Here is a 19,740-nt window from a genome sequence, read left to right as displayed (position 1 = left end):
GATGAATCAGGCAGTTATTAAAGGTGACCCAGGGTAACCCGTTCATGACCTCCAACGTCTTGCACACTTTCAACGTTTTGGAAGCCAGCACGCACTAACGCAGTGCGTACGTTGGCCGCTTGCGTATAACCATGCTCTAAGGCAAGCCAGCCTCCATCGGAAAGATAACCACAAGCAGTGCTAATCAAATGCAGCAAATCCGCCATCCCGTCAGCATCGGCCACTAATGCCGATAATGGCTCAAAACGCACATCACCCAGGCGCAAGTGTGGGTCGTCGGCAGCGATATAGGGCGGGTTACTAACAATAATATCGAATGCAACCGCTTGAGGGGACTGAGCGAACGCACTAAACCAATCGCTAATTACGAACTGAGCATTATCGATTTTTAGCGCTTGTGCATTACGCGTTGCAAGCGCCACTGCTTCTGGGCGAATATCCGCCCCTATTACTTGCCAGTGAGGTTTCTCGCTGGCAAACGCAAGTGCAATAGCGCCAGTGCCGGCGCCAAGATCCAGCAATCTCCCCGCCCTCGCTTTGGCACGCATCAGCACAGTCTCAACCAGGGTTTCAGTATCAGGTCGTGGAATCAGCGTTTCTGGCGATGTTGCCAGCCGCAGTCCCCAAAATTCTCGTTCACCAGTCAGATAGGCAATTGGCATTCCCTGAGCACGTGCAGCCACCAACGCATCAAATCGTGCTTGCTCCCAGAGGGGGCACTCACGATCTCCCCAGGTATACAGCCAAGTACGGTCATGCCCCGTTGCGTGACGAAGCAGTACCTCTGCATCAATCCTAGGGGAAGGTGAACCTACCGCTTGCAACCGAGTCGTCGCTCGTCGCAAAAGCGCATCGAAAGTCGGAACATCAAAGCTCATTAAGCGTCCTGAAGGGCTGAAAGCTGCTCTGCTTGATATTCGTGAATAAGCGGTTCGATGACATCATCAAGCTGCTCACCCGTAATGACTTCCGTTAATTTGTAGAGTGTCAGGTTAATACGATGATCGGTAATCCGACCCTGTGGGAAATTGTAAGTACGGATGCGTTCACTGCGATCCCCTGAGCCAACCAATGAGCGGCGAGCGTCTGCTTGCTCTTGGCGCTGCGAGTCAACCGCATTGCGTTTGAGTTTGGCTGCCAGCAACGACATCGCCTTTGCGCGGTTTTTATGCTGACTACGCTCTTCCTGGCACTCCACCACGACGCCTGTAGGCAAGTGAGTAATACGGATAGCAGAATCTGTGGTATTGACGTGCTGACCGCCCGCGCCACTGGAACGATAGGTATCAACGCGCAAATCCGAGGGATTAATATCGATATCGCCCACGTCATCCACCTCAGGCATGACCGCCACCGTGCAGGCAGACGTATGTATCCGGCCTTGCGATTCCGTCGCGGGCACTCGCTGAACGCGGTGCGCGCCAGACTCAAATTTTAAGCGCGCATAGACACCATCGCCTTTCACACGAGAAATAACTTCTTTGTAACCGCCCTGTTCGCCGTGACTTGCACTGACAACTTCAACGCGCCAGCCACGTTTTTCCGCATAACGTGAGTACATGCGAAACAGATCACCCGCAAAAATAGCGGCTTCATCCCCACCCGTACCGGCACGCACTTCCAAGAACACACCGCGACCATCATCGGGGTCTTTAGGCACCAGCAGGCGTTTCAGCTCACTATCCAGGGCTTCGAGTTTCTCACGCCCCTCACTGATTTCCATTTCTGCCAGCTCGCGCATATCGGGATCGCTGTCGCGACTTAACTGCACGGCTTCTTCGATGCTTTTTTCTACCTCGCCGTAGCGCTGCCAGGCGGCGACCAGCTCTTCTAATTCCGCGTACTCACGGGAGTAGTCGCGAAAACGCTGCTGGTTATTAATCACCTCAGGGTCAGACAGCAGCATTGCCAGTTCTTCGAAGCGGTCGGAAAAGCTATCTAGGCGTTGGCGCAAAGTCTCTTTCATGCGGGTGTATCATCCTTCTGGCATTTTACCGCGGCTACTGGTTGCTCAAAGGCAGGCTTAGCAGGCAGTAGTATATTAGGCGCGGCATTCAGCAACTCGTTATTTTCTTGGGATGCAGCGTCGCGCAAGGCAAGCGTGGGCTGGTGCATTAACCGATTCGCCAATTGGTGAGCTAAACGCTCAATCACCTTGGCAGGATCTTCACCCTTTGCTAATCGCTCAAGAGCTTGCTCACGAGAATGGTCTCGAATGGCTTCTCCGTGACGTCGATAGTCGCGAATAATTTCGCCGCCATTACGGATTCGGCGCTCATGCTGCCAACTACCCACCCCGTGCTCGATGAGTGACTCAGCCTGATCAGCGGCAACTTGACGGTGACGGCGATTCTCTTCAATGACCTCTTGCAAATCGTCAACGGTATAAAGGAAGACATCTGCAAGCTCACCCACTTCTGGCTCGATATCACGTGGCACCGCGATATCCACCATAAACACCGGTCGATGGCGGCGCTTTTTCAGCGCACGCTCTACCATGCCCTTCCCTAGGATCGGCAGCGGAGAAGCCGTGGAGGATATGACGATATCAGCCTGCTCCAACGCCTCCGGTATTTCTGGCAGTGTAATAGCAGATCCCCCCAGGGGGGCAGACACTTGCTCAGCGCGTTCCCGGGTACGATTGGCTACCGTAAGATGCCGCACACCGGCTTCATGAAGATGGCGCGCTACCAGTTCAATGGTTTCTCCCGCCCCGATCAAAAGCGCTCTGGCACGGCTAAAATCATCAAAAATACGGCTAGCCATACTGACAGCAGCATACGCCACCGACACTGGATTTTTGCCAATGCCCGTTTCCGTGCGCACTTGTTTGGCTACCGCGAAGGTGTGTTGGAATAACCGCTCCAATTCACCCCCCAACCCATTGGCTTGGCGGGCCTGCTGATAAGCATCTTTTAACTGACCGAGTATTTGTGGTTCGCCCAGCACCATAGAGTCCAGGCCAACGGCGACACGCATCAGATGACGCGCAGCATCGTTGTCAAGATAATGATAAGCACAGCGGGAAAGATCTTCGACGCGCAAATTATGAAAGCGCCCAAGCCAATCCAGCACGGCATGCTCACCGGCGGCATCCGTCACGCAATAAAGCTCGGTACGGTTACACGTCGAAAGCACAGCCGCTTCGCTGATTTGTGGCAGGTTACGCAGTTCCGTCAACGCGCTTTCCAGCTGCGTTGGCGTAAATGCAACCTGCTCACGTACGGCCACGCTGGCGGTACGATGATTTATTCCCAGGGCAAGAAGCGTCATGCGTTATGCGTCTTCGCTAGTGGATCGGTCGTCACGTCACTTGTCGATCTGAATGTCTGGAGCTTGCTATAGCAAGTCTAAAGAGTGGGTAGATACGATGAACTATGAGTAGATACTATGAACTATAAGTAGATACTATGAGTAGATACCATGGATTGCACCACCCCACCCTATTTTCAAGGTGTAATATTCTATCACAGCACAGCATGTTCTGGCGCACACCACTTTGCCGCAGGCAACCAAGCCGCTATGCTGAGCACTCGGCCACCTGATCGAGAGACGCATGCCCCTTCGAGCGACACTACTGGGTCACCCCCTATCGTTACCGGGTTTCCCCCTACTGCCCTTGGCCGCAACGCTACTACTGGGCGGCTGCCAACTTTCTCCTTTTGCCTTTGAGAGCGGGGTTCAAAATGATGCTTACGATCCCATGCAGTCAGCACCGCCGATTACGCGCGGACTGGACGCAGAGGGACTTCGCTCGCTGCTGTCAGCAGAACTTGCTGGCCAACGGGGCGATTATCGCTACGCCAGCCAAGGCTATCTGGAAGCATCACAGCGCTACAGCAACCCCGCGCTAGCCGAGCGCGCAACCTTTGCAGCACGCTTTGGAAATGACGTCGCATTAATGGAGGCCTCCGCGATACGTTGGCGTGAATTAGCCCCTCAAGCGGAGCTGCCGAACAGATTGCTGGCTACACTCTCATTACAGCGGGGGGACTGGCTGGACAGCTTAGAGCAACGCCTAGCGATCACTGAGGCAGGGGGCAATGGTGAAATAGCCGCTTTTTCTGAAGCAGCTGTGGCCGAAGAGGCACCACTGAATCTATTAATCCAGCCATTGCGCGACTATCTTGCCCAACCTGACGCCCAGCAAAATGAATTCCACAGCGATGTTTTACTTGGCGCCGCACTGATCGAGTCAGCACTAGGGCAAACACGTCAAGCGCAACAGCATCTGGATCAAGTGACGCAGCTGTCGCCTGAATCTGCCGCTTTGTGGCTTGCTAAGGCACGCCTGGCATTAGAGACAGGAGATCATCGTGGCGCTCAGAATGCCGCTCAAAGGGGGCTAGATTTAGCGCCAGATGATGTCCGCTTTATTTTAATGCTGGCTCAAGCTGAAATTCGCTTGAACAACATTACCGCAGCGGAAGCACACACCAACACTCTGCTAGAAACGCATGGTGGTAACGAAGAATTACGTATTGCTCTCGCCCAACTCTACTTGGAAGAAGGCCATGGCGAGCCAGCGTATCGATTACTGCAACCCCTTATTGGTCAGGAGCGCGTACCTAACACTGCCTACTTCTTATTGGGAGCCATTGCTCAATCCCAAGAAGAAGTCGACAACGCGCTGCTTTATTATCGGCAAGTACAAGATGGCAACGAGTTTCTTCCAGCCCGAGCTGCCGCTGCACGCATGCTGATTGAAAATGATCGCCTGCTAGATGCTCGCGCTATGCTGCGTGTTGAGCGAATGCGCCATGACGCCTACTTCGGCGAGCTTGTAATGCTAGAAATACAGCTATTGGATGAATTCAATCTGCAAGAAGATGCCATGGCACTTCTTAATAGAGAGCTTACTCGTACGCCAGATGACACCAGCCTGCTTTATTTAAGGGCAATGCGCGCCTGGGAAATGGGCGATATTGAAGCGATGGAACGAGACCTGCGCCAAATACTGCATACTGAACCTGATAATGCAGATGCCTTAAACGCATTAGGCTACACGCTTGCCGACCTGAATCTACAGGGTCGCCTTGAAGAAGCACGTGATCTAATTGAGCGTGCCTATGAAGCAGACCCAAGCAACCCTGCAATACTCGACAGTATGGGCTGGGTCTATTTTCGGCTTGGCCAGCCTGACAATGCCCTTGCGTGGTTAGAGAGTGCCTACGCACAACTACCGGATCAAGAAGTTGCCGCTCATTTAGCCGAAGTTCTTCATGCCCTAGGGCGCAGTGAAGAAGCACGCCAACTTATTGCGCGCATTCTCCAACGGGCAAGCTATCACCCGCAAATTGATGATTTACTTGAGCGCCATCCTGAACTAACACCGTCAAGCGCGCCCTAATACGGCATGCCCTTATAAAAGCATGCCTTTATAAAAGACAGTTTACGCAACACTGACATGGAGCCAGTTTATGTTAACCAATTCCCTGCCCGCGAGCCGCTTATCACTATGTAGCCGCTCAACTCGCTTGCTAATGGCCGGTATTGCCCTGTTAACACTGGCAGGGTGCGCCACTCAAGCGCCTGTAGACGATGGCGGACGCCAAGCTGGACAATGGGAACGCCAGCAAGCAGACGTTGAAGCCTTCGATACCTGGACACTCGTGGGCAAAGCAGGACTTCGCACCCCCCAGGAAAATACCAGCGCTAACCTAGACTGGAACCAACATCCTCACTATTTCCGCATGCTAATCAGTGGCCCCTTTGGCGGCGGACGCAGTGTGCTAGAAGGACGCGAAGGGCGCTTTTCGCTAACCACCAGCGATGGTCGATTTGAAGCAGAAACGCCAGAAGCATTAATGGAAGAACAACTTGGCTGGTCATTGCCGGTTCGCGCCATGCCTGACTGGGTACGAGGCCTGCCGGGCGAGCACGCCAGTTACCAGCTGGAAACAGACGAACTCGGCTTCCCTAACCATTTACAGCAAGATGGTTGGGAGATCGACTACCGTGACTGGGAGCAAGTAGAAGGCATGTGGCTACCCCGTCGACTAGTGATGAACTACGGCGACCTGCGCATCACCCTCGTGGTTAATCAGTGGCAATCCACTAACTCGGACTCCTAGATCAGTAGAGAGATCACATGCCTGCAACACCCCCGGCGTTGACACTGCCTGCTCCCGCTAAACTAAATCGCATGTTGCATATCGTAGGCCGTCGTCAAGACGGCTATCACGAGCTACAAACGCTTTTTCAGTTTATCGACTTGTGCGATTACCTTACCTTCACGCCACGCACTGACAGCGCCATCACTCTTTCCAACACCCTTTCCACCCCCCTTTCCAACGCTCTTAGTGGCGTTGCCCACGACGATAATTTAATTGTACGTGCAGCACGCTTGCTGCAACAGGCAAGCGGTACTCAGCAAGGAGTCTCGGTCGCCATCGAAAAGAACCTGCCGATGGGAGGCGGTCTTGGTGGTGGAAGCTCCAATGCAGCTACCACTCTGGTCGGGTTAAATCATCTGTGGCAACTAGGACTAAGCCATGAAGCGCTTTCCAAACTGGGGTTGACGCTAGGTGCCGATGTCCCAGTGTTTGTCCACGGCCACAGCGCTTGGGCGGAAGGCGTTGGCGAAAAGCTTACTCCTGTCACGCTAGATACGCCCTGGTTCGTGGTAATTCACCCAGGTGTTAGCGTCTCAACACCTGCAATCTTCCAAGACCCAGAATTGACACGCGACAGCCTCCCCATTACTATGGCGCGCGCACTGCAGGGGGGAGCGCCGGAGTGGCGTAACGACTGCGAAGCTATCGCCAAAAAACGCTATTCGCCAATTGCGGAAGCATTGGACTGGCTCACGCAGCATGCACCTAGTCGGTTGACCGGTACCGGCGCCTGTTTGTTTGCGGCTTTCGATTCACAACAAGCCGCGCAAACCGTCGCACATATGGCAAGTCAACATTGGCATTCATGGGTAGCGCGCGGACTCAACACCTCTCCCCTACAAGATGCTCTGGGCCGCTGAAAGCGCCCGGTCATCGCATTAGGCTATTGCTGGGGTATCGCCAAGTGGTAAGGCACCGGTTTTTGGTATCGGCATTCCCAGGTTCGAATCCTGGTACCCCAGCCAACCTAATTATGATCTGCGTTTTCTCCCCTGATCCCCAACACTGCAAAGGTGGCTGCGCGTGTCAAAATTGATGGTTTTCACCGGGAATGCCAATCCCGAACTCGCTCAAAAGATTGCCGAGAGCTTAGACAGCCGTATGGGTAATGCTACGGTCGGTCAATTTAGCGACGGCGAAATCGCGGTCGAGATCAATGAGAACGTGCGTGGTAAGGATGTGTTCATCCTGCAATCCACCTGTGCCCCCACGAACGATAACCTGATGGAACTGATTCTGATGGTGGACGCCCTGCGTCGCGCCTCAGCTGCCCGTATCACGGCAGTCGTTCCCTATTTTGGCTATGCACGCCAGGATCGTCGCGTCCGCTCTGCTCGCGTTCCCATCTCAGCGAAAGTTGTTGCTGACATGATGGTAAAAGCTGGCGTTGATCGCGTCATGACGATGGACCTGCACGCTGACCAAATCCAAGGTTTCTTCGACGTACCGGTTGATAACGTTTATGGCTCGCCCATTCTGCTGGACGACATCGAGCGCCAGAACTATGACGACCTCGTTGTGGTCTCTCCTGACGTAGGCGGCGTTGTACGCGCTCGCGCTATTGCCAAACAACTCAACGCTGATCTTGCCATTATTGATAAGCGTCGCCCCCAGGCCAATCAGGCCCAGGTGATGCATATCATCGGTGAAATCGAAGGCCGCACCTGTGTGGTTGTTGATGACATGATTGATACCGCTGGCACGCTCTGCAAAGCTGGCGAAGCGCTGAAAGATCACGGCGCAGCACGCGTTGTCGCTTATGCAACACACCCGATATTGTCTGGCCCTGCCGTCGACAATATTACCAACTCGGTGCTGGACGAGGTTGTCGTGACCGACACCATTCCGCTTTCCGACACTGCCCGTCGTAGCGGAAAAATTCGCCAGCTGAGCGTTGCTGGACTCATCGCGGAAGCTATTCGCAGGGTCAGCAACGAAGAATCCGTTAGCGCGATGTTCCATTAATCGTCTAACGTCATAGCCCCCTACTGGGGCCCTGGAAGCGTCGTCGTCTGGTCGCGGACGGCGGCGTTTCCTTACTTAAACTAAGAGGCAAATTAAATGTCTGATTTTATCCTGAAAGCCAGCGTTCGTAACGACCTGGGGAAAGGTGCGAGCCGCCGCCTGCGTCGTGCGAACCAACAAGTACCGGCCGTTGTTTATGGCGGTGAAAAAGGCGCTCAGTCTATCTCTGTAGAAAAAACTGCTTTCTACAAAGCAATTGAAGACGAGTCCTTCTTCTCTTCGGTTATCAAACTGGTCATCGACGGTACGGAAGAGCAAGTGGTTGTTCGTGACCTACAGCGTCACCCCTTCAAGCCACTGTTAACCCACGCTGACTTCCTGCGTGTTGACGCTACTCACGAAATCACCATTAACGTGCCGCTGCACGTCGTTGGCGAAGAGAAATGTGTCGGCATTAAAGATCAGGGTGGCGAACTACACACCTTGGCCAACGAAGTCGCGATCAGCTGCTTGCCGAAAGATCTTCCGGACTTCCTGGAAGTTGACATCAGCAACGTCGAACTGGGCACCACCCTTCACCTGTCTGACCTGACCTTGCCTGCAGGCGTTACGTCTGTTGACCTGTCTCACGGTGAAGAGCATGACAACGCCGTTCTAAGCATCACCAAAGTAAAAGTACGTGGCGGTGATGACGAAGAGAGCGAAGGTGAAGGCGAAGAAGAGCCCAGCGCCGAGTAAGCGCCAGCTCTCGGCGCTGCTAGCTGATGCTTTTCAGCGCCGCCTGGGTCATGCCTGCATGGCTCAGGAATGATAAAATCAAGCGCTTCGGCGCTTGATTTTTTTTTGCGGCCTGACATGACGTCGAAAATTTCGTCTAGAAATTTTTTATGAGGTGGGACAATGAGCCAGGTAACGGCCATTATTGGCCTGGGCAACCCCGGTGCAGAATACGATGCAACTCGACATAACGCGGGCTTTTGGCTAGTAGACGCCATTGCACGCAGCGCGCATACAGAGCTTCGCCCGGAAAAGAAATTTTTGGGCCTGTACGCCAAAGCACGTGTTGGCGACCATGAACTGCACCTTCTCAACCCCACTACTTTTATGAATCGTAGCGGCGCTGCCGTCGCGGCGCTTGCACAGTTTTTCAAGCTAGCGCCTGACAATTTACTGGTCGCTCATGATGAGCTAGACCTTCCGCCAGGACAGGCACGCTACAAGACCGGCGGTGGCCATGGCGGTCATAACGGCCTGCGAGACATTATTAGCGCTTTAGGCAACCAGAAACAGTTTCATCGGGTAAGGATTGGCATTGGCCATCCCGGAGACGCACGCCAAGTCGTTAACTATGTGTTAGGTCGACCCGGCAAAGCCGAACGGGAAGCCATCGAAAACGCTTTGGATGAGTGCCTGGCTACATTGCCGCTTGCACTCTCTGGCGACTGGGCTAAAGCCATGAACCGCCTTCATAGCGTAAAATAGCAGCACACTTTATAAGTACCCTTAAAATCAGGCGTTCTAGCACGCCCTTTTTTCAATATTGGCAGGCGCTTCCCTTGTTGCGCTGCCCTAGCGGCCAGGAAGTAATTTATGGGCTTTAACTGCGGTATCGTCGGCCTACCTAATGTAGGCAAATCCACGCTTTTTAATGCGCTGACCAAATCTGGTATTGATGCAGAAAACTTCCCATTCTGCACCATTGAGCCGAACGTAGGCATCGTACCGATGCCTGACCCGCGACTTGATAAGCTTGCGGAGATCGTCAAGCCACAAAAAGTGCTGCCGACAACAATGGAATTTGTCGATATCGCAGGCTTAGTCGCCGGGGCATCCAAAGGCGAAGGCTTGGGCAACAAGTTTTTGGCCAATATTCGCGAAACCCAGGCGATCGCCCATGTTGTACGCTGCTTTGATAACGACAACGTAATCCATGTTGCTAACCAAGTGGACCCGCGCGCGGATATTGAAACCATCAACCTGGAATTGGCGCTTGCCGACCTGGACACCGTCGAAAAAGCTAGCCAACGCCTCGTTCGTGCAGTGAAAGGTGGCGATAAAGATGCCACTGCCACCAAGGCCATTCTTGACCGAATCCAGCCACACCTCGCTGAAGGTATGCCGCTGCGTAGTTTTGGTCTTGATGAAGACGAGAAGCGCCAGATTAAGAGTTTCGGCTTCTTAACGCTCAAGCCCACCATGTACATTGCCAACGTTAATGAAGACGGCTTCGAGAATAATCCTTACCTGGACATCGTTAACGAGATTGCGGCGGAAGAAGGCGCAGCAGTGGTGCCGGTATGCAACCAGCTAGAAGCTGAGATTGCCGAGCTGGATGACGAAGAACGCAGCATGTTCCTAGCCGAAATGGGCATGGAAGAGCCCGGACTTGATCGCGTTATTCGCGCAGGCTACGCCCTGCTTGGCCTACAAACGTATTTCACCGCTGGCGTTAAAGAAGTGCGCGCTTGGACAGTGAAAGAAGGTGCCAGCGCTCCGGAAGCTGCGGGCGTGATTCACACCGATTTCCAAAAAGGTTTTATCCGCGCCGAAGTGGTTGCTTACGAAGACTTTGTCTCACTCAATGGCGAGCAAGGGGCTAAAGACGCTGGCAAATGGCGCCTAGAAGGCAAGGATTACATCGTTAAAGATGGCGATGTAATCCATTTCCGTTTTAACGTCTGACAGGCAACCGTCTGACAATAAAAAGAAACGCTTGACGAACGGCGAACTACTGAGTAATATTCGCCCCCGTTGAATGGCTACGTAGCTCAGCTGGTTAGAGCACATCACTCATAATGATGGGGTCCCCTGTTCAAATCAGGGCGTAGCCACCACACGAATAGTAAAAGCCCGCTGACTGTGTCAGCGGGCTTTTTTCGTTATCAAACCACAACAAAACTCAGCGCAATTCAGACCGGTTCAAAAACACCGTCAACGCCTGGGTCAAATAATCAACATCGCGCGTACCCGCGGTTTCACGTACAGAATGCATTGCCCACTGAGGAAGCCCTACATCAATCGTCGGCACGCCCACCTCAGTAGCAGTAATCGGCCCAATAGTGCTACCACAACCCATATCTGAACGCGTAACAAACGACTGCACGGGCACATCTGCCTCACGACACACATCCCGAAACAGCGCCCCCGTTACACTGTTAGTGGCGTAGCGCTGATTGGCATTTACCTTAATAACTGGGCCACCATTAATCGCAGGGCCATGACGTTCATCGTGTTTGTCCTGGAAATTAGGGTGTAAAGCATGAGCGTTATCGCACGAAATCATAAGCGATGACTGAATCAGCTGAATCAGCGACTCTTCAGTAGCACCACCCACTTGGGCATTTAAACGCTTTAGCACATCACCCAAGAAAGGCCCCTGAGCACCGCAGGCACTGGCACTACCCACCTCTTCATGGTCATTAGCCACCAATAAGGCCCCCTGACTAGCATCACACGCTAGCATCGCCTCCAGCCCCACAAAACACGACAATAAGTTATCTAACCGCGCACTGGCGACCAACTCCTGACGCAGCCCTACCAACGATGGCGGTTGTACGTCATAAAACCCTAACTCAAAGTCGACGACTTCCACAGCGCGCAGACCATGCTGCTCTTCCAACCAATCAGCCAATAAGTCGCTAAGCTGCGCGCTATCACTCTGCATGACAACAGGCGACATTTGCGTTTGTGGGTTAATAACACGCCCAGCGTTAACATCGCGGTCTAAATGAATCGCCAAACTAGGCACCATGGCGATTGGTCGGTCTATATTTAACAGCACACTTTCTAAATGACCATCGGCGTGACGTACATGCACACGCCCTGCCAACCCCAAGTCGCGATCAAACCAAGGGGCCAACAACACACCACCATATACCTGCACACCTAACTGCAACCATCCCGCGGCATACTGGGTAGCATTGGGCTTCAAACGTAGCCCCGGACTATCCGTGTGCGCACCTAACATACGCAGACTGGTTAATTTCTCTGCAGGCAGCTGAAATGCGATCACTGACGAATCATTGCGCGTCACGTAATAGCGCTTACCCGGCTTAAGCTGCCAGCTAGCCGTCTCTTCAAGACGCACAAAGCCCGCCTGCTCCAAACGCTCCGCCATGCAGCGAGTCGCATGCCATGGCGTGGGCGACTGGTGCAGAAAATCACATAGTCGCGTTACACGATCCGCGTTGAAAGCTTCGGACATAGAAATCCTCATAACAGTAATGATTGAGTATCACAGGGTAAATGACCTGCTACAATGCTCCCTCGGCCTACGCAACTCATAGGCTATCTGCGGGTCTAGGGAAGAATGAGTGTACACAAATCCGGGAGAGCTTGACTGATGAGCTTGTTTGCAACGTTTTCGCGCTCGGTCGCCCTTGCCATGATGCTGGTTATTACCAGCCCGGCTGCGCTGGCGCAACTTGAGCCGACCGACGAACAACGCCAAGCGGCAGTGGAAATAGCGGATTCACTTCGCTATGGGCATTATGCTGATATTAACTTCGATGAGCAGTGGTCAGCGGAAGCTTTCCAACGCTATCTAGACATTCTGGATGGCCAGCGCTCCTATCTGTTGAACCGCGACATAGAGCCTTATCGCCATTTAGAGAGCGACATGGCAGAAGCGCTTTTCGATGGCGATCTTGACGATGCGTTTGCACTTTATAATCGCCTTAGCGAGCGTCACACCGCACGCCTTGAGTGGTTACTATCACGTCTTGATGAAGGGCTTTCATTCGAATTCGATAGCGACGAACGCTTAGAAGTCGATCGCGAAGACGCCCCATGGGCAACCCGTGAAAATGAATTAGATGAACTGTGGCGCAAACGGCTCAAAAACGATGCGCTGACGCTCGCTCTAACCGACCAAGATGACGAGCAGATAGAGAATAATCTGCGCCAACGCTATGAAGGACAACTCTCCCGCTTGCGCCAATCGGAGCCTGAAGACGTCTTTGGGTTAATTATGGCGGCAGTCTCCAGCACAATCGACCCCCACACTGGCTACCTCTCCCCTCGCCAAAGTGAATCATTTGATATTCAAATGAGCCTTTCGCTTGAGGGTATCGGCGCACTACTTCAAGCCGATGGTGAATACGTCAAAGTTTCCAGCCTAGTCCCCGGCGGCCCTGCCGATCAAGCGGGCGTGCTTGAACCCGCTGACCGAATCATCGCCGTAGGCCAAGAAGAAGGCGACATGGTCAATGTGGTAGGCATGCGCCTAGACAACGTTGTCGACCTTATTCGCGGCCCTAAAGGCTCCGTCGTACGCTTGGACGTAGTGCCTGCTCAAGCAGTAGACATGACCCGCTCACAAATTGTAGAAATTACCCGCGACACCGTCAGCCTGGAAGATCAGGCAGCGCATAGCGAAGTGATTGACATTGAGCGAGACGGCAGCCCTCATCGTATTGGCGTGATTGATATTCCCACGTTCTACGTTGACTTCGATGCCTGGCAAGCCGGCGAGGATGAGTACCGCAGCACTACGCGTGACGTTGCCCGAGAAATTGAAAATCTCAAACAAGAAGGTGTTGAAGGTATTGTTCTAGATCTTCGCAATAATGGGGGCGGTGCACTTCAAGAAGCCAACTCCTTGATAGGCTTGTTTATTGATCGAGGCCCTACCGTACAGGTTCGCGATGCTCAAGGGCGCATTCAGCTCTATGGCGACACCGAAGCGGGTACGGTTTACGATGGACCACTGACCGTTCTGGTTAACCGACTGTCGGCATCAGCATCAGAGATTTTTGCCGGCGCTATTCAAGATTATGGTCGCGGCATCGTGGTAGGCACCCCCACCTTTGGCAAAGGCACTGTACAGACACTGAATGATCTCAGCCATGGTCAAATTAAGCTTACCCGTGCCAAGTTCTACCGCATTTCAGGTGATAGCACCCAAAACCGCGGTGTTGAACCCGATATTATTTTTCCCAGCCTAATTGACCCAGAGCGCATTGGTGAAAGCAGTCTTGATAACGCACTTGCCTGGGATACCGTGCAAAACGTTCAATACCGTCGCTATGGCTCCCCCGAGAATGCGCTCGCTGCACTGACCTCCCAGCACCAAGAGCGCGCCAAGGAGAATCCTAACTTCCGCTATCTAGAACGCCAGTCCACCCTGGCCCGTCAACTGCGCGAACAGCATACTAGCGTTAGCCTAAATCGCGAGCAGCGTCAGCGGGAGCTTGAAGCCCAAGAAGCTGAACAGCTTTCTCTTGAAAACCAACGCCGTCGCGCTTTAAACCTACCTGAGCTGGAAGAGTGGATGGATGCACGCAGCGATAACTCGCAGCCTGAAGGCAGTGAAGCGGACGATGCCAGTGAGGATGAGAAAGATGAAGACATGCCCGCTGATCGCGCCCATGTACTAGAAGCCGCCGAAATCTTGCTCGATTATGCCCATCTTCAGGGCTCACAGCGGATGGCTAAGCGTTAAGCGAATAACTAAGCACTAACCAACGAACGCCGACCTAAAGCAAAGGTCGGCGTTTTTTTAATGGCTAGTTATTAGCATAGTGCGGCTCGCCGTGCCGGTCGGTCGCCCATTTTCGCTAGCCGCAGGACTAGCGCTTGAAGACGTACTGCACTACCTTCGGCGCCAGCGTCAATAATAGCCTGCACCCAGCCTGGCAGATCAGGCGACAAACGATAGTAAACCCACTGCCCTTCGCGCTGATCGATCAGCAACCCACACTGGCGTAACTGAGCCAAATGACGCGACACCTTGGGCTGCGACTCTTCTAGCGCATAGGTCATTTCGCACACACACAACGATTGCTCTTTCGCGATCAAGAGCACCAGCATTAATCGCGTTTCGTCACTTAGACACTTAAATACCTGTAGCGCATGCAAACCGGTAGCTTTTCCCACGAGCACCTTCCCAAACAATGAGTATCCAAAACAGTCTATACGTCCGCCAACCGAGAGGCACAAAAAATCACCCAAATGCCAGAGGGCACTGAGTGTTATCATAAATAAAGCGCTGAGATGTCAATCGCTCGATATAAGCTGACGGCAACGTAGATAATGCTTACGAGAAAAGTAAAGCCGGAAGATAAAAAACCGAATGGCTCCCCGAGCAGGACTCGAACCTGCGACCCAATGATTAACAGTCATTTGCTCTACCAACTGAGCTATCGGGGAACATCTACCTTAGGCGGTAATAACAGAAGAACAGCAGTTTGGCTCCTCGAGCAGGACTCGAACCTGCGACCCAATGATTAACAGTCATTTGCTCTACCAACTGAGCTATCGAGGAACATTACATTTTGCTGCTGTGTTTAGAGCGAAGCCACTGAAATCAGCACAAAGTCTGCTTCAGTTTATTGGCTCCTCGAGCAGGACTCGAACCTGCGACCCAATGATTAACAGTCATTTGCTCTACCAACTGAGCTATCGAGGAACTGCTCAAACACGGTGCGTAGTATACTGATAGAAATGCTCGGGTCAAGTATCGATTATAGGTGAACGCTAGCCCCAGGTTTCTTGTGTCCGTATAATACCGCCATTCAATGGCAGCACGTTACACTGCCCATTACGATTGCAATCATGTTTTCATTCATCCCTCGTCCCCCGACGACTCATAGATGACAGGTACCGATGGCGAAGAAGCTCTTTATCAAAACGCACGGCTGCCAAATGAACGAGTACGACTCCTCGCGTATGGCAGATCTGCTCGGCGAATCTCACCAGCTGGAATTGACCGATAACGAAAAAGAAGCTGACGTTATCTTGTTGAACACCTGCTCTATTCGCGAAAAAGCGCAGGACAAGGTGTTTCATCAATTGGGTCGCTGGAAAAAGCTAAAAGACGCCAATCCAGACCTCGTGATTGGTGTTGGCGGCTGCGTGGCAAGCCAAGAAGGTGAAGCGCTGCGCAAGCGCGCACCTTTTGTCGATATGATTTTTGGCCCACAAACGCTTCATCGCGTGCCAAAAATGTTGGACGCGCGTAATAACAATCAGATTGCCGCGGTCGATGTCACTTTTCCAGAAATCGAAAAGTTCGACCACCTGCCGCAGCCAAAATCTGATGGCGCAACCGCCTTTGTTTCTGTCATGGAAGGCTGCTCGAAATACTGCACGTTCTGTGTCGTGCCTTACACCCGCGGTGAAGAAGTCTCCCGCCCCTTTGAATCAGTTATTGATGAAGTTATTCACTTAGCCGATCAAGGGGTACGAGAAATTAACCTGCTTGGCCAAAACGTGAACGCCTATCGCGGTGAAAATGACGAGGGCGATGAGATTGACCTTGCCGAGTTAATCGCCTGCGTCGCTGCAGTCGATGGCATTGACCGCGTACGCTTTACGACCTCTCACCCGGTGGAGTTTACTGATAGCTTGGTAGATGCATTTGCTGATATCCCTGAACTGGTAAGCCATCTACATCTACCCGTACAGTCAGGCTCTGACCGTATTTTAAGTGCGATGAAGCGCGGCCATACCGCAGAAGAGTATATCGAGAAGATGGAGCGTATTCGTGCCAATCGCCCGGACATTAGCTTCTCGTCTGACTTTATCATCGGCTTCCCTGGCGAAACCGAAGAAGATTTCGAAGCAACGATGGATCTGATTCATCGCATCGGCTTTGATCACTCGTTTAGCTTTGTTTACTCGGCACGCCCGGGTACACCAGCCTCCGGCCTGCCAGACGAAACGCCGGAAAGTGTCAAGAAACAGCGTCTCGCCATTTTGCAGGAGCGAATTCTCCAGCAGGCGGCGCAGATCAGCCGACGCATGGTCGGCACTACCCAGCGAGTTCTGGTATCCGGTTTCTCACCGCGAGACCCGGGCCAACTCTCAGGGCGCACCGAAAATAACCGCGTGGTTAATTTCCGTGCGGCCAACCCAACAGAACTGATCGGCTACTTTGTAGACGTGGAGATTACCGAAGCGCTGCCCAACTCGTTGCGTGGCGATCTCGCTTCTCCAGAGCGTTATTAACTGCTCACTTATCCTAGGTAATTGCCCCGGCATCGCCGGGGCAGTAAGCTGAGTCTCACATACATCAACTAATGGGTTTCTTACTCTTGAGCCAGCCATCACCTCAGGCCAATCGCATTATCACCCTAAGCCTTGAACCCAATGACCCGCAGCGGCTAGCTAGCCTTTGCGGCCAACAGGACGAGCACCTAAAGCTGATTGAAAGTCGCCTGGACGTGACCTTGCGCAACCGCGGCAATGTGTTTCAGCTGGCCGGTGCCGCTAACCGGATCAAAGCCGCTGCTAACGTGCTTGAGCACCTTTACCGTGAAACTGCGGCAGAAGAGCTTGAAGCAGACACGGTTCACTTATTCCTTCAGGAATCTGGCTTAGAAGCGCTAGAAGAAGAGGATGATAGCGACATCAGCAGCGATGACGTGATTATGCGCACACCGCGCACCATGATTAAGCCTCGCGGCCTTAATCAGCAGCGCTACGTACAAAGCATTCGCGAGCACGATATCAATTTCGGCATTGGGCCTGCCGGTACGGGAAAAACGTACTTGGCGGTTGCCGCAGCGGTAGAGGCGCTAAATCAACAGGAAGTGCGGCGCATTCTGTTAGTTCGCCCAGCGGTAGAAGCAGGCGAAAAGCTCGGCTTCCTACCTGGTGATCTTGCCCAGAAAATCGATCCTTACCTGCGCCCACTCTACGACGCACTATACGAGATGATCGGCTTTGAGCAGGTCGCCAAACTTATTGAACGCCAGGTGATCGAGATTGCCCCGCTCGCCTATATGCGTGGGCGTACGCTGAATAACTCTTACATCATTCTGGACGAAAGCCAAAACACCACGCCGGAACAGATGAAAATGTTCCTGACGCGGATTGGCTTTGGCTCAACGGCAGTGATTACCGGTGATATTACCCAGGTAGACCTTCCACGCGGACAGCGCTCTGGACTTTCACAAGTGCTGGATGTTCTTAAAGAAACCCCGGGCATCGGCGTGACTCACTTTGCTGCGAAAGATGTTGTGCGCCACCCGCTGGTTCAACGGATCATCGAAGCCTATGACGAGTTTGAGTCGCAGCAGGAAGTACAAGAGCGCGCTCGCCGTGAAGCTCGTCAGCAAGAGCGTGAAGCCCGCATGCAAGCGCTTGAACGCGCAGGAGAGGCACCACGATGAATGACATCGTGATTGACCGTCAGGCAGCCATCAATGAGCCGCTGCTTCCTACCCTCGAACAGCTCACCCATTGGGTGGGCTGTGTCTTTTCACGACATCCTGATGATGAGCGCTTGGAGCTGACGATTCGCTTTGTGGATGAAGCGGAAAGCCAAGCGCTCAATCGAGATTATCGGGGTAAAGATAAACCCACTAACGTGCTCTCGTTCCCTTTTGAGAACCCTCCCGGCGTCTCTTTACCATTACTTGGCGACCTGATTATTTGCCATGCCGTCGTTGCTCATGAGGCCAGTGAACAGCAGAAGTCTCTTGAGCATCATTACGCGCACATGGTGGTGCATGGCACGCTGCACCTAATGGGCTATGACCATATTGAAGAACAGGAAGCGGAAGATATGGAGCAGCTAGAACGCGAGCTTCTTGCCATTCTTGATATTACTGATCCTTATCATGAGTAAGCTGTTACCCTGACCGATAATTGCTTTTAAGGTGGTGTATCCATCAACTCAGTGATAAAACGACAGACTGGTTATCCATCGCCATTTTCACATAGCTGTTTTTAAGTACTGCTTTGACGTACTGTTTGCACACAACTATTTGCAAGTAACTATTTGCACGTAATAGAGAGATTAGACGCAATGAGCGAAGACCGATCGAGCAACTCAAATCAAAAATCCTGGCTCGAGAAACTCTTTGGCGCCCTTTCCGGAGACAATGACGAACCTAGCTCACGCGATGAGCTAATGACGTTTTTACGCCACACCGCAGGGAAACTAAAACTTGATCAAGACGCCATTATGATTATTGAAGGCGCTCTTGAAATCAGCGATCAGCAAGTGCGTGAAATATTGATTCCACGCTCGCAAGTGTCGGCTATCACCCTTGATCAAACCAGCGATGGCTACTTACCATTGATTCAGGAAACAGGGCACTCCCGCTATCCGGTGATTGGCGAGAATCTTGACGATGTAAAAGGCATTTTACTGGTTAAAGATCTGCTCCCCCTGCTCTCTCAAACGCAAGAAAGCCGTGATGCCTTTAAGCTGGAAGACGTTCTGCGCCCAGCAATGTTTATTCCCGAGTCCAAACGCTTAAACAGTTTGCTAAAGGAATTCCGTGATACCCATAACCATATGGCAATTGTGGTGGATGAGTACGGCGGCACGGCTGGTATTATTACTATCGAAGATATTCTGGAGCAGATCGTCGGGGATATCGAGGATGAGCATGATACCGATGAAGAGGACGATATCCGCACGCTGGACAATGGCCACTTCGCCATTCGTGCTCTCACACCGATTGAAGACTTCAACGAACGCTTTGGCACCGAATTTTCTGATGATGAATTCGATACCGTCGGTGGCCTTGTGATGCAACAGTTTGGCCACTTACCAGGCCGTGGCGAACATACTAGCCTGGGCGGCTGGCGGTTTGTCATTCTTAATGCCGATAATCGGCGCATTCGGTTGCTGGAAGCTTATCGCGATGACGCCAGTGAAAATAATGCTACCGATGGCGACGACAGCGACGGTTAGCCAACCGCC

At 52.7% G+C, this 19,740-nt stretch carries 17 protein-coding genes and 5 tRNA genes; 14 read left to right on the top strand and 8 right to left on the bottom strand.

Annotated features, from left to right (window positions below):
* Positions 1–17: 17 nt before the first annotated feature.
* The 3 genes from prmC to hemA are packed head-to-tail and all read right to left on the bottom strand — an operon-like array spanning position 18 to position 3,273.
* Positions 18–878: a peptide chain release factor N(5)-glutamine methyltransferase gene (gene prmC / locus B6A39_RS05790; RefSeq protein WP_083002392.1), complete on the bottom strand. Its 861-nt coding sequence runs from the start codon at positions 876–878 to the stop codon at positions 18–20.
* Positions 878–1,966, bottom strand: coding sequence for a peptide chain release factor 1 (gene prfA / locus B6A39_RS05785; RefSeq protein WP_083002389.1), 1,089 nt, complete (start codon positions 1,964–1,966; stop codon positions 878–880). The genes prmC and prfA overlap by 1 nt, the downstream gene beginning before the upstream one ends.
* Positions 1,963–3,273: a glutamyl-tRNA reductase gene (hemA, locus tag B6A39_RS05780; protein WP_083002385.1), complete on the bottom strand. Its 1,311-nt coding sequence runs from the start codon at positions 3,271–3,273 to the stop codon at positions 1,963–1,965. The genes prfA and hemA overlap by 4 nt, the downstream gene beginning before the upstream one ends.
* 283 nt (positions 3,274–3,556) lie before the next feature.
* Here hemA and B6A39_RS05775 point away from each other — a divergent pair, with 283 nt between their 5' ends.
* From B6A39_RS05775 to B6A39_RS05735, 9 genes are all read left to right on the top strand, one after another.
* The gene (locus B6A39_RS05775; protein ID WP_232318752.1) at positions 3,557–5,350 is read left to right on the top strand and encodes a tetratricopeptide repeat protein; all 1,794 of its coding nucleotides are present in this window, start codon (positions 3,557–3,559) and stop codon (positions 5,348–5,350) included.
* 70 nt (positions 5,351–5,420) lie between these two features.
* Entirely contained in the window at positions 5,421–6,074 is a 654-nt protein-coding gene (gene lolB, locus B6A39_RS05770; RefSeq protein ID WP_083002382.1) for a lipoprotein insertase outer membrane protein LolB, read from the top strand.
* A gap of 17 nt (positions 6,075–6,091) precedes the next feature.
* Positions 6,092–6,976 carry a 4-(cytidine 5'-diphospho)-2-C-methyl-D-erythritol kinase gene (gene ispE, locus B6A39_RS05765; protein ID WP_083002379.1) on the top strand — a complete coding sequence of 295 codons (885 nt, stop codon included), beginning with the start codon at positions 6,092–6,094 and terminating at the stop codon, positions 6,974–6,976.
* 30 nt (positions 6,977–7,006) lie between these two features.
* Positions 7,007–7,081 (top strand) — tRNA-Gln (locus B6A39_RS05760).
* A gap of 58 nt (positions 7,082–7,139) precedes the next feature.
* Complete coding sequence (locus B6A39_RS05755; protein ID WP_009722639.1) at positions 7,140–8,081, top strand: ribose-phosphate pyrophosphokinase; 942 nt, start codon at positions 7,140–7,142, stop codon at positions 8,079–8,081.
* Between the two features lie 96 nt (positions 8,082–8,177).
* Positions 8,178–8,819 (top strand): 50S ribosomal protein L25/general stress protein Ctc, encoded by a 642-nt coding sequence (locus B6A39_RS05750; RefSeq protein WP_083002375.1) that lies wholly within the window; start codon positions 8,178–8,180, stop codon positions 8,817–8,819.
* Positions 8,820–8,981: 162 nt separating this feature from the next.
* Positions 8,982–9,563, top strand: coding sequence for an aminoacyl-tRNA hydrolase (gene pth / locus B6A39_RS05745; RefSeq protein WP_083002372.1), 582 nt, complete (start codon positions 8,982–8,984; stop codon positions 9,561–9,563).
* A 108-nt stretch (positions 9,564–9,671) separates the two neighbouring features.
* Complete coding sequence (gene ychF, locus B6A39_RS05740) at positions 9,672–10,763, top strand: redox-regulated ATPase YchF (protein WP_083002369.1); 1,092 nt, start codon at positions 9,672–9,674, stop codon at positions 10,761–10,763.
* 75 nt (positions 10,764–10,838) lie between these two features.
* A tRNA-Met gene (locus B6A39_RS05735) sits at positions 10,839–10,915 on the top strand.
* Positions 10,916–10,980: 65 nt separating this feature from the next.
* On the opposite strand, the gene B6A39_RS05730 is transcribed toward B6A39_RS05735, so the two are convergent.
* Positions 10,981–12,285, bottom strand: a complete 1,305-nt coding sequence (locus B6A39_RS05730) for a M18 family aminopeptidase (protein ID WP_083002366.1) — start codon at positions 12,283–12,285, stop codon at positions 10,981–10,983.
* Between the two features lie 138 nt (positions 12,286–12,423).
* Between B6A39_RS05730 and B6A39_RS05725 the strand changes: the two genes are divergently transcribed.
* Positions 12,424–14,523 carry a carboxy terminal-processing peptidase gene (locus B6A39_RS05725; RefSeq protein WP_083002363.1) on the top strand — a complete coding sequence of 700 codons (2,100 nt, stop codon included), beginning with the start codon at positions 12,424–12,426 and terminating at the stop codon, positions 14,521–14,523.
* 71 nt (positions 14,524–14,594) lie between these two features.
* Here the strand turns inward: B6A39_RS05725 and B6A39_RS05720 are convergent, their stop codons facing one another.
* From B6A39_RS05720 to B6A39_RS05705, 4 genes are all read right to left on the bottom strand, one after another.
* The gene (locus tag B6A39_RS05720) at positions 14,595–14,957 is read right to left on the bottom strand and encodes a metalloregulator ArsR/SmtB family transcription factor (RefSeq protein WP_083002360.1); all 363 of its coding nucleotides are present in this window, start codon (positions 14,955–14,957) and stop codon (positions 14,595–14,597) included.
* A gap of 197 nt (positions 14,958–15,154) precedes the next feature.
* Positions 15,155–15,230: transfer RNA gene (locus B6A39_RS05715), tRNA-Asn, on the bottom strand.
* Between the two features lie 39 nt (positions 15,231–15,269).
* A tRNA-Asn gene (locus B6A39_RS05710) sits at positions 15,270–15,345 on the bottom strand.
* 68 nt (positions 15,346–15,413) lie between these two features.
* Positions 15,414–15,489, bottom strand: a tRNA-Asn gene (locus B6A39_RS05705).
* A 197-nt stretch (positions 15,490–15,686) separates the two neighbouring features.
* Here B6A39_RS05705 and miaB point away from each other — a divergent pair.
* The 4 genes from miaB to B6A39_RS05685 all read left to right on the top strand — a co-directional run bounded on the left by miaB (position 15,687) and on the right by B6A39_RS05685 (position 19,731).
* The gene (miaB, locus tag B6A39_RS05700) at positions 15,687–17,030 is read left to right on the top strand and encodes a tRNA (N6-isopentenyl adenosine(37)-C2)-methylthiotransferase MiaB (RefSeq protein WP_038482686.1); all 1,344 of its coding nucleotides are present in this window, start codon (positions 15,687–15,689) and stop codon (positions 17,028–17,030) included.
* A gap of 86 nt (positions 17,031–17,116) precedes the next feature.
* Positions 17,117–18,196, top strand: a complete 1,080-nt coding sequence (locus B6A39_RS05695) for a PhoH family protein (protein ID WP_039868772.1) — start codon at positions 17,117–17,119, stop codon at positions 18,194–18,196.
* Positions 18,193–18,654 carry an rRNA maturation RNase YbeY gene (gene ybeY / locus B6A39_RS05690; protein WP_083002356.1) on the top strand — a complete coding sequence of 154 codons (462 nt, stop codon included), beginning with the start codon at positions 18,193–18,195 and terminating at the stop codon, positions 18,652–18,654. Before B6A39_RS05695 ends, ybeY begins: the two co-directional genes overlap by 4 nt.
* Positions 18,655–18,834: 180 nt before the next feature.
* Entirely contained in the window at positions 18,835–19,731 is an 897-nt protein-coding gene (locus tag B6A39_RS05685) for an HlyC/CorC family transporter (protein WP_083002353.1), read from the top strand.
* Positions 19,732–19,740: the final 9 nt, after the last annotated feature.

Source organism: Halomonas sp. GT (genome assembly GCF_002082565.1).
Taxonomy (GTDB): domain Bacteria; phylum Pseudomonadota; class Gammaproteobacteria; order Pseudomonadales; family Halomonadaceae; genus Vreelandella.
The sequence above is the reverse complement of the archived record's forward strand: the minus strand, read 5'-3'. Positions and strand labels throughout refer to the sequence as shown.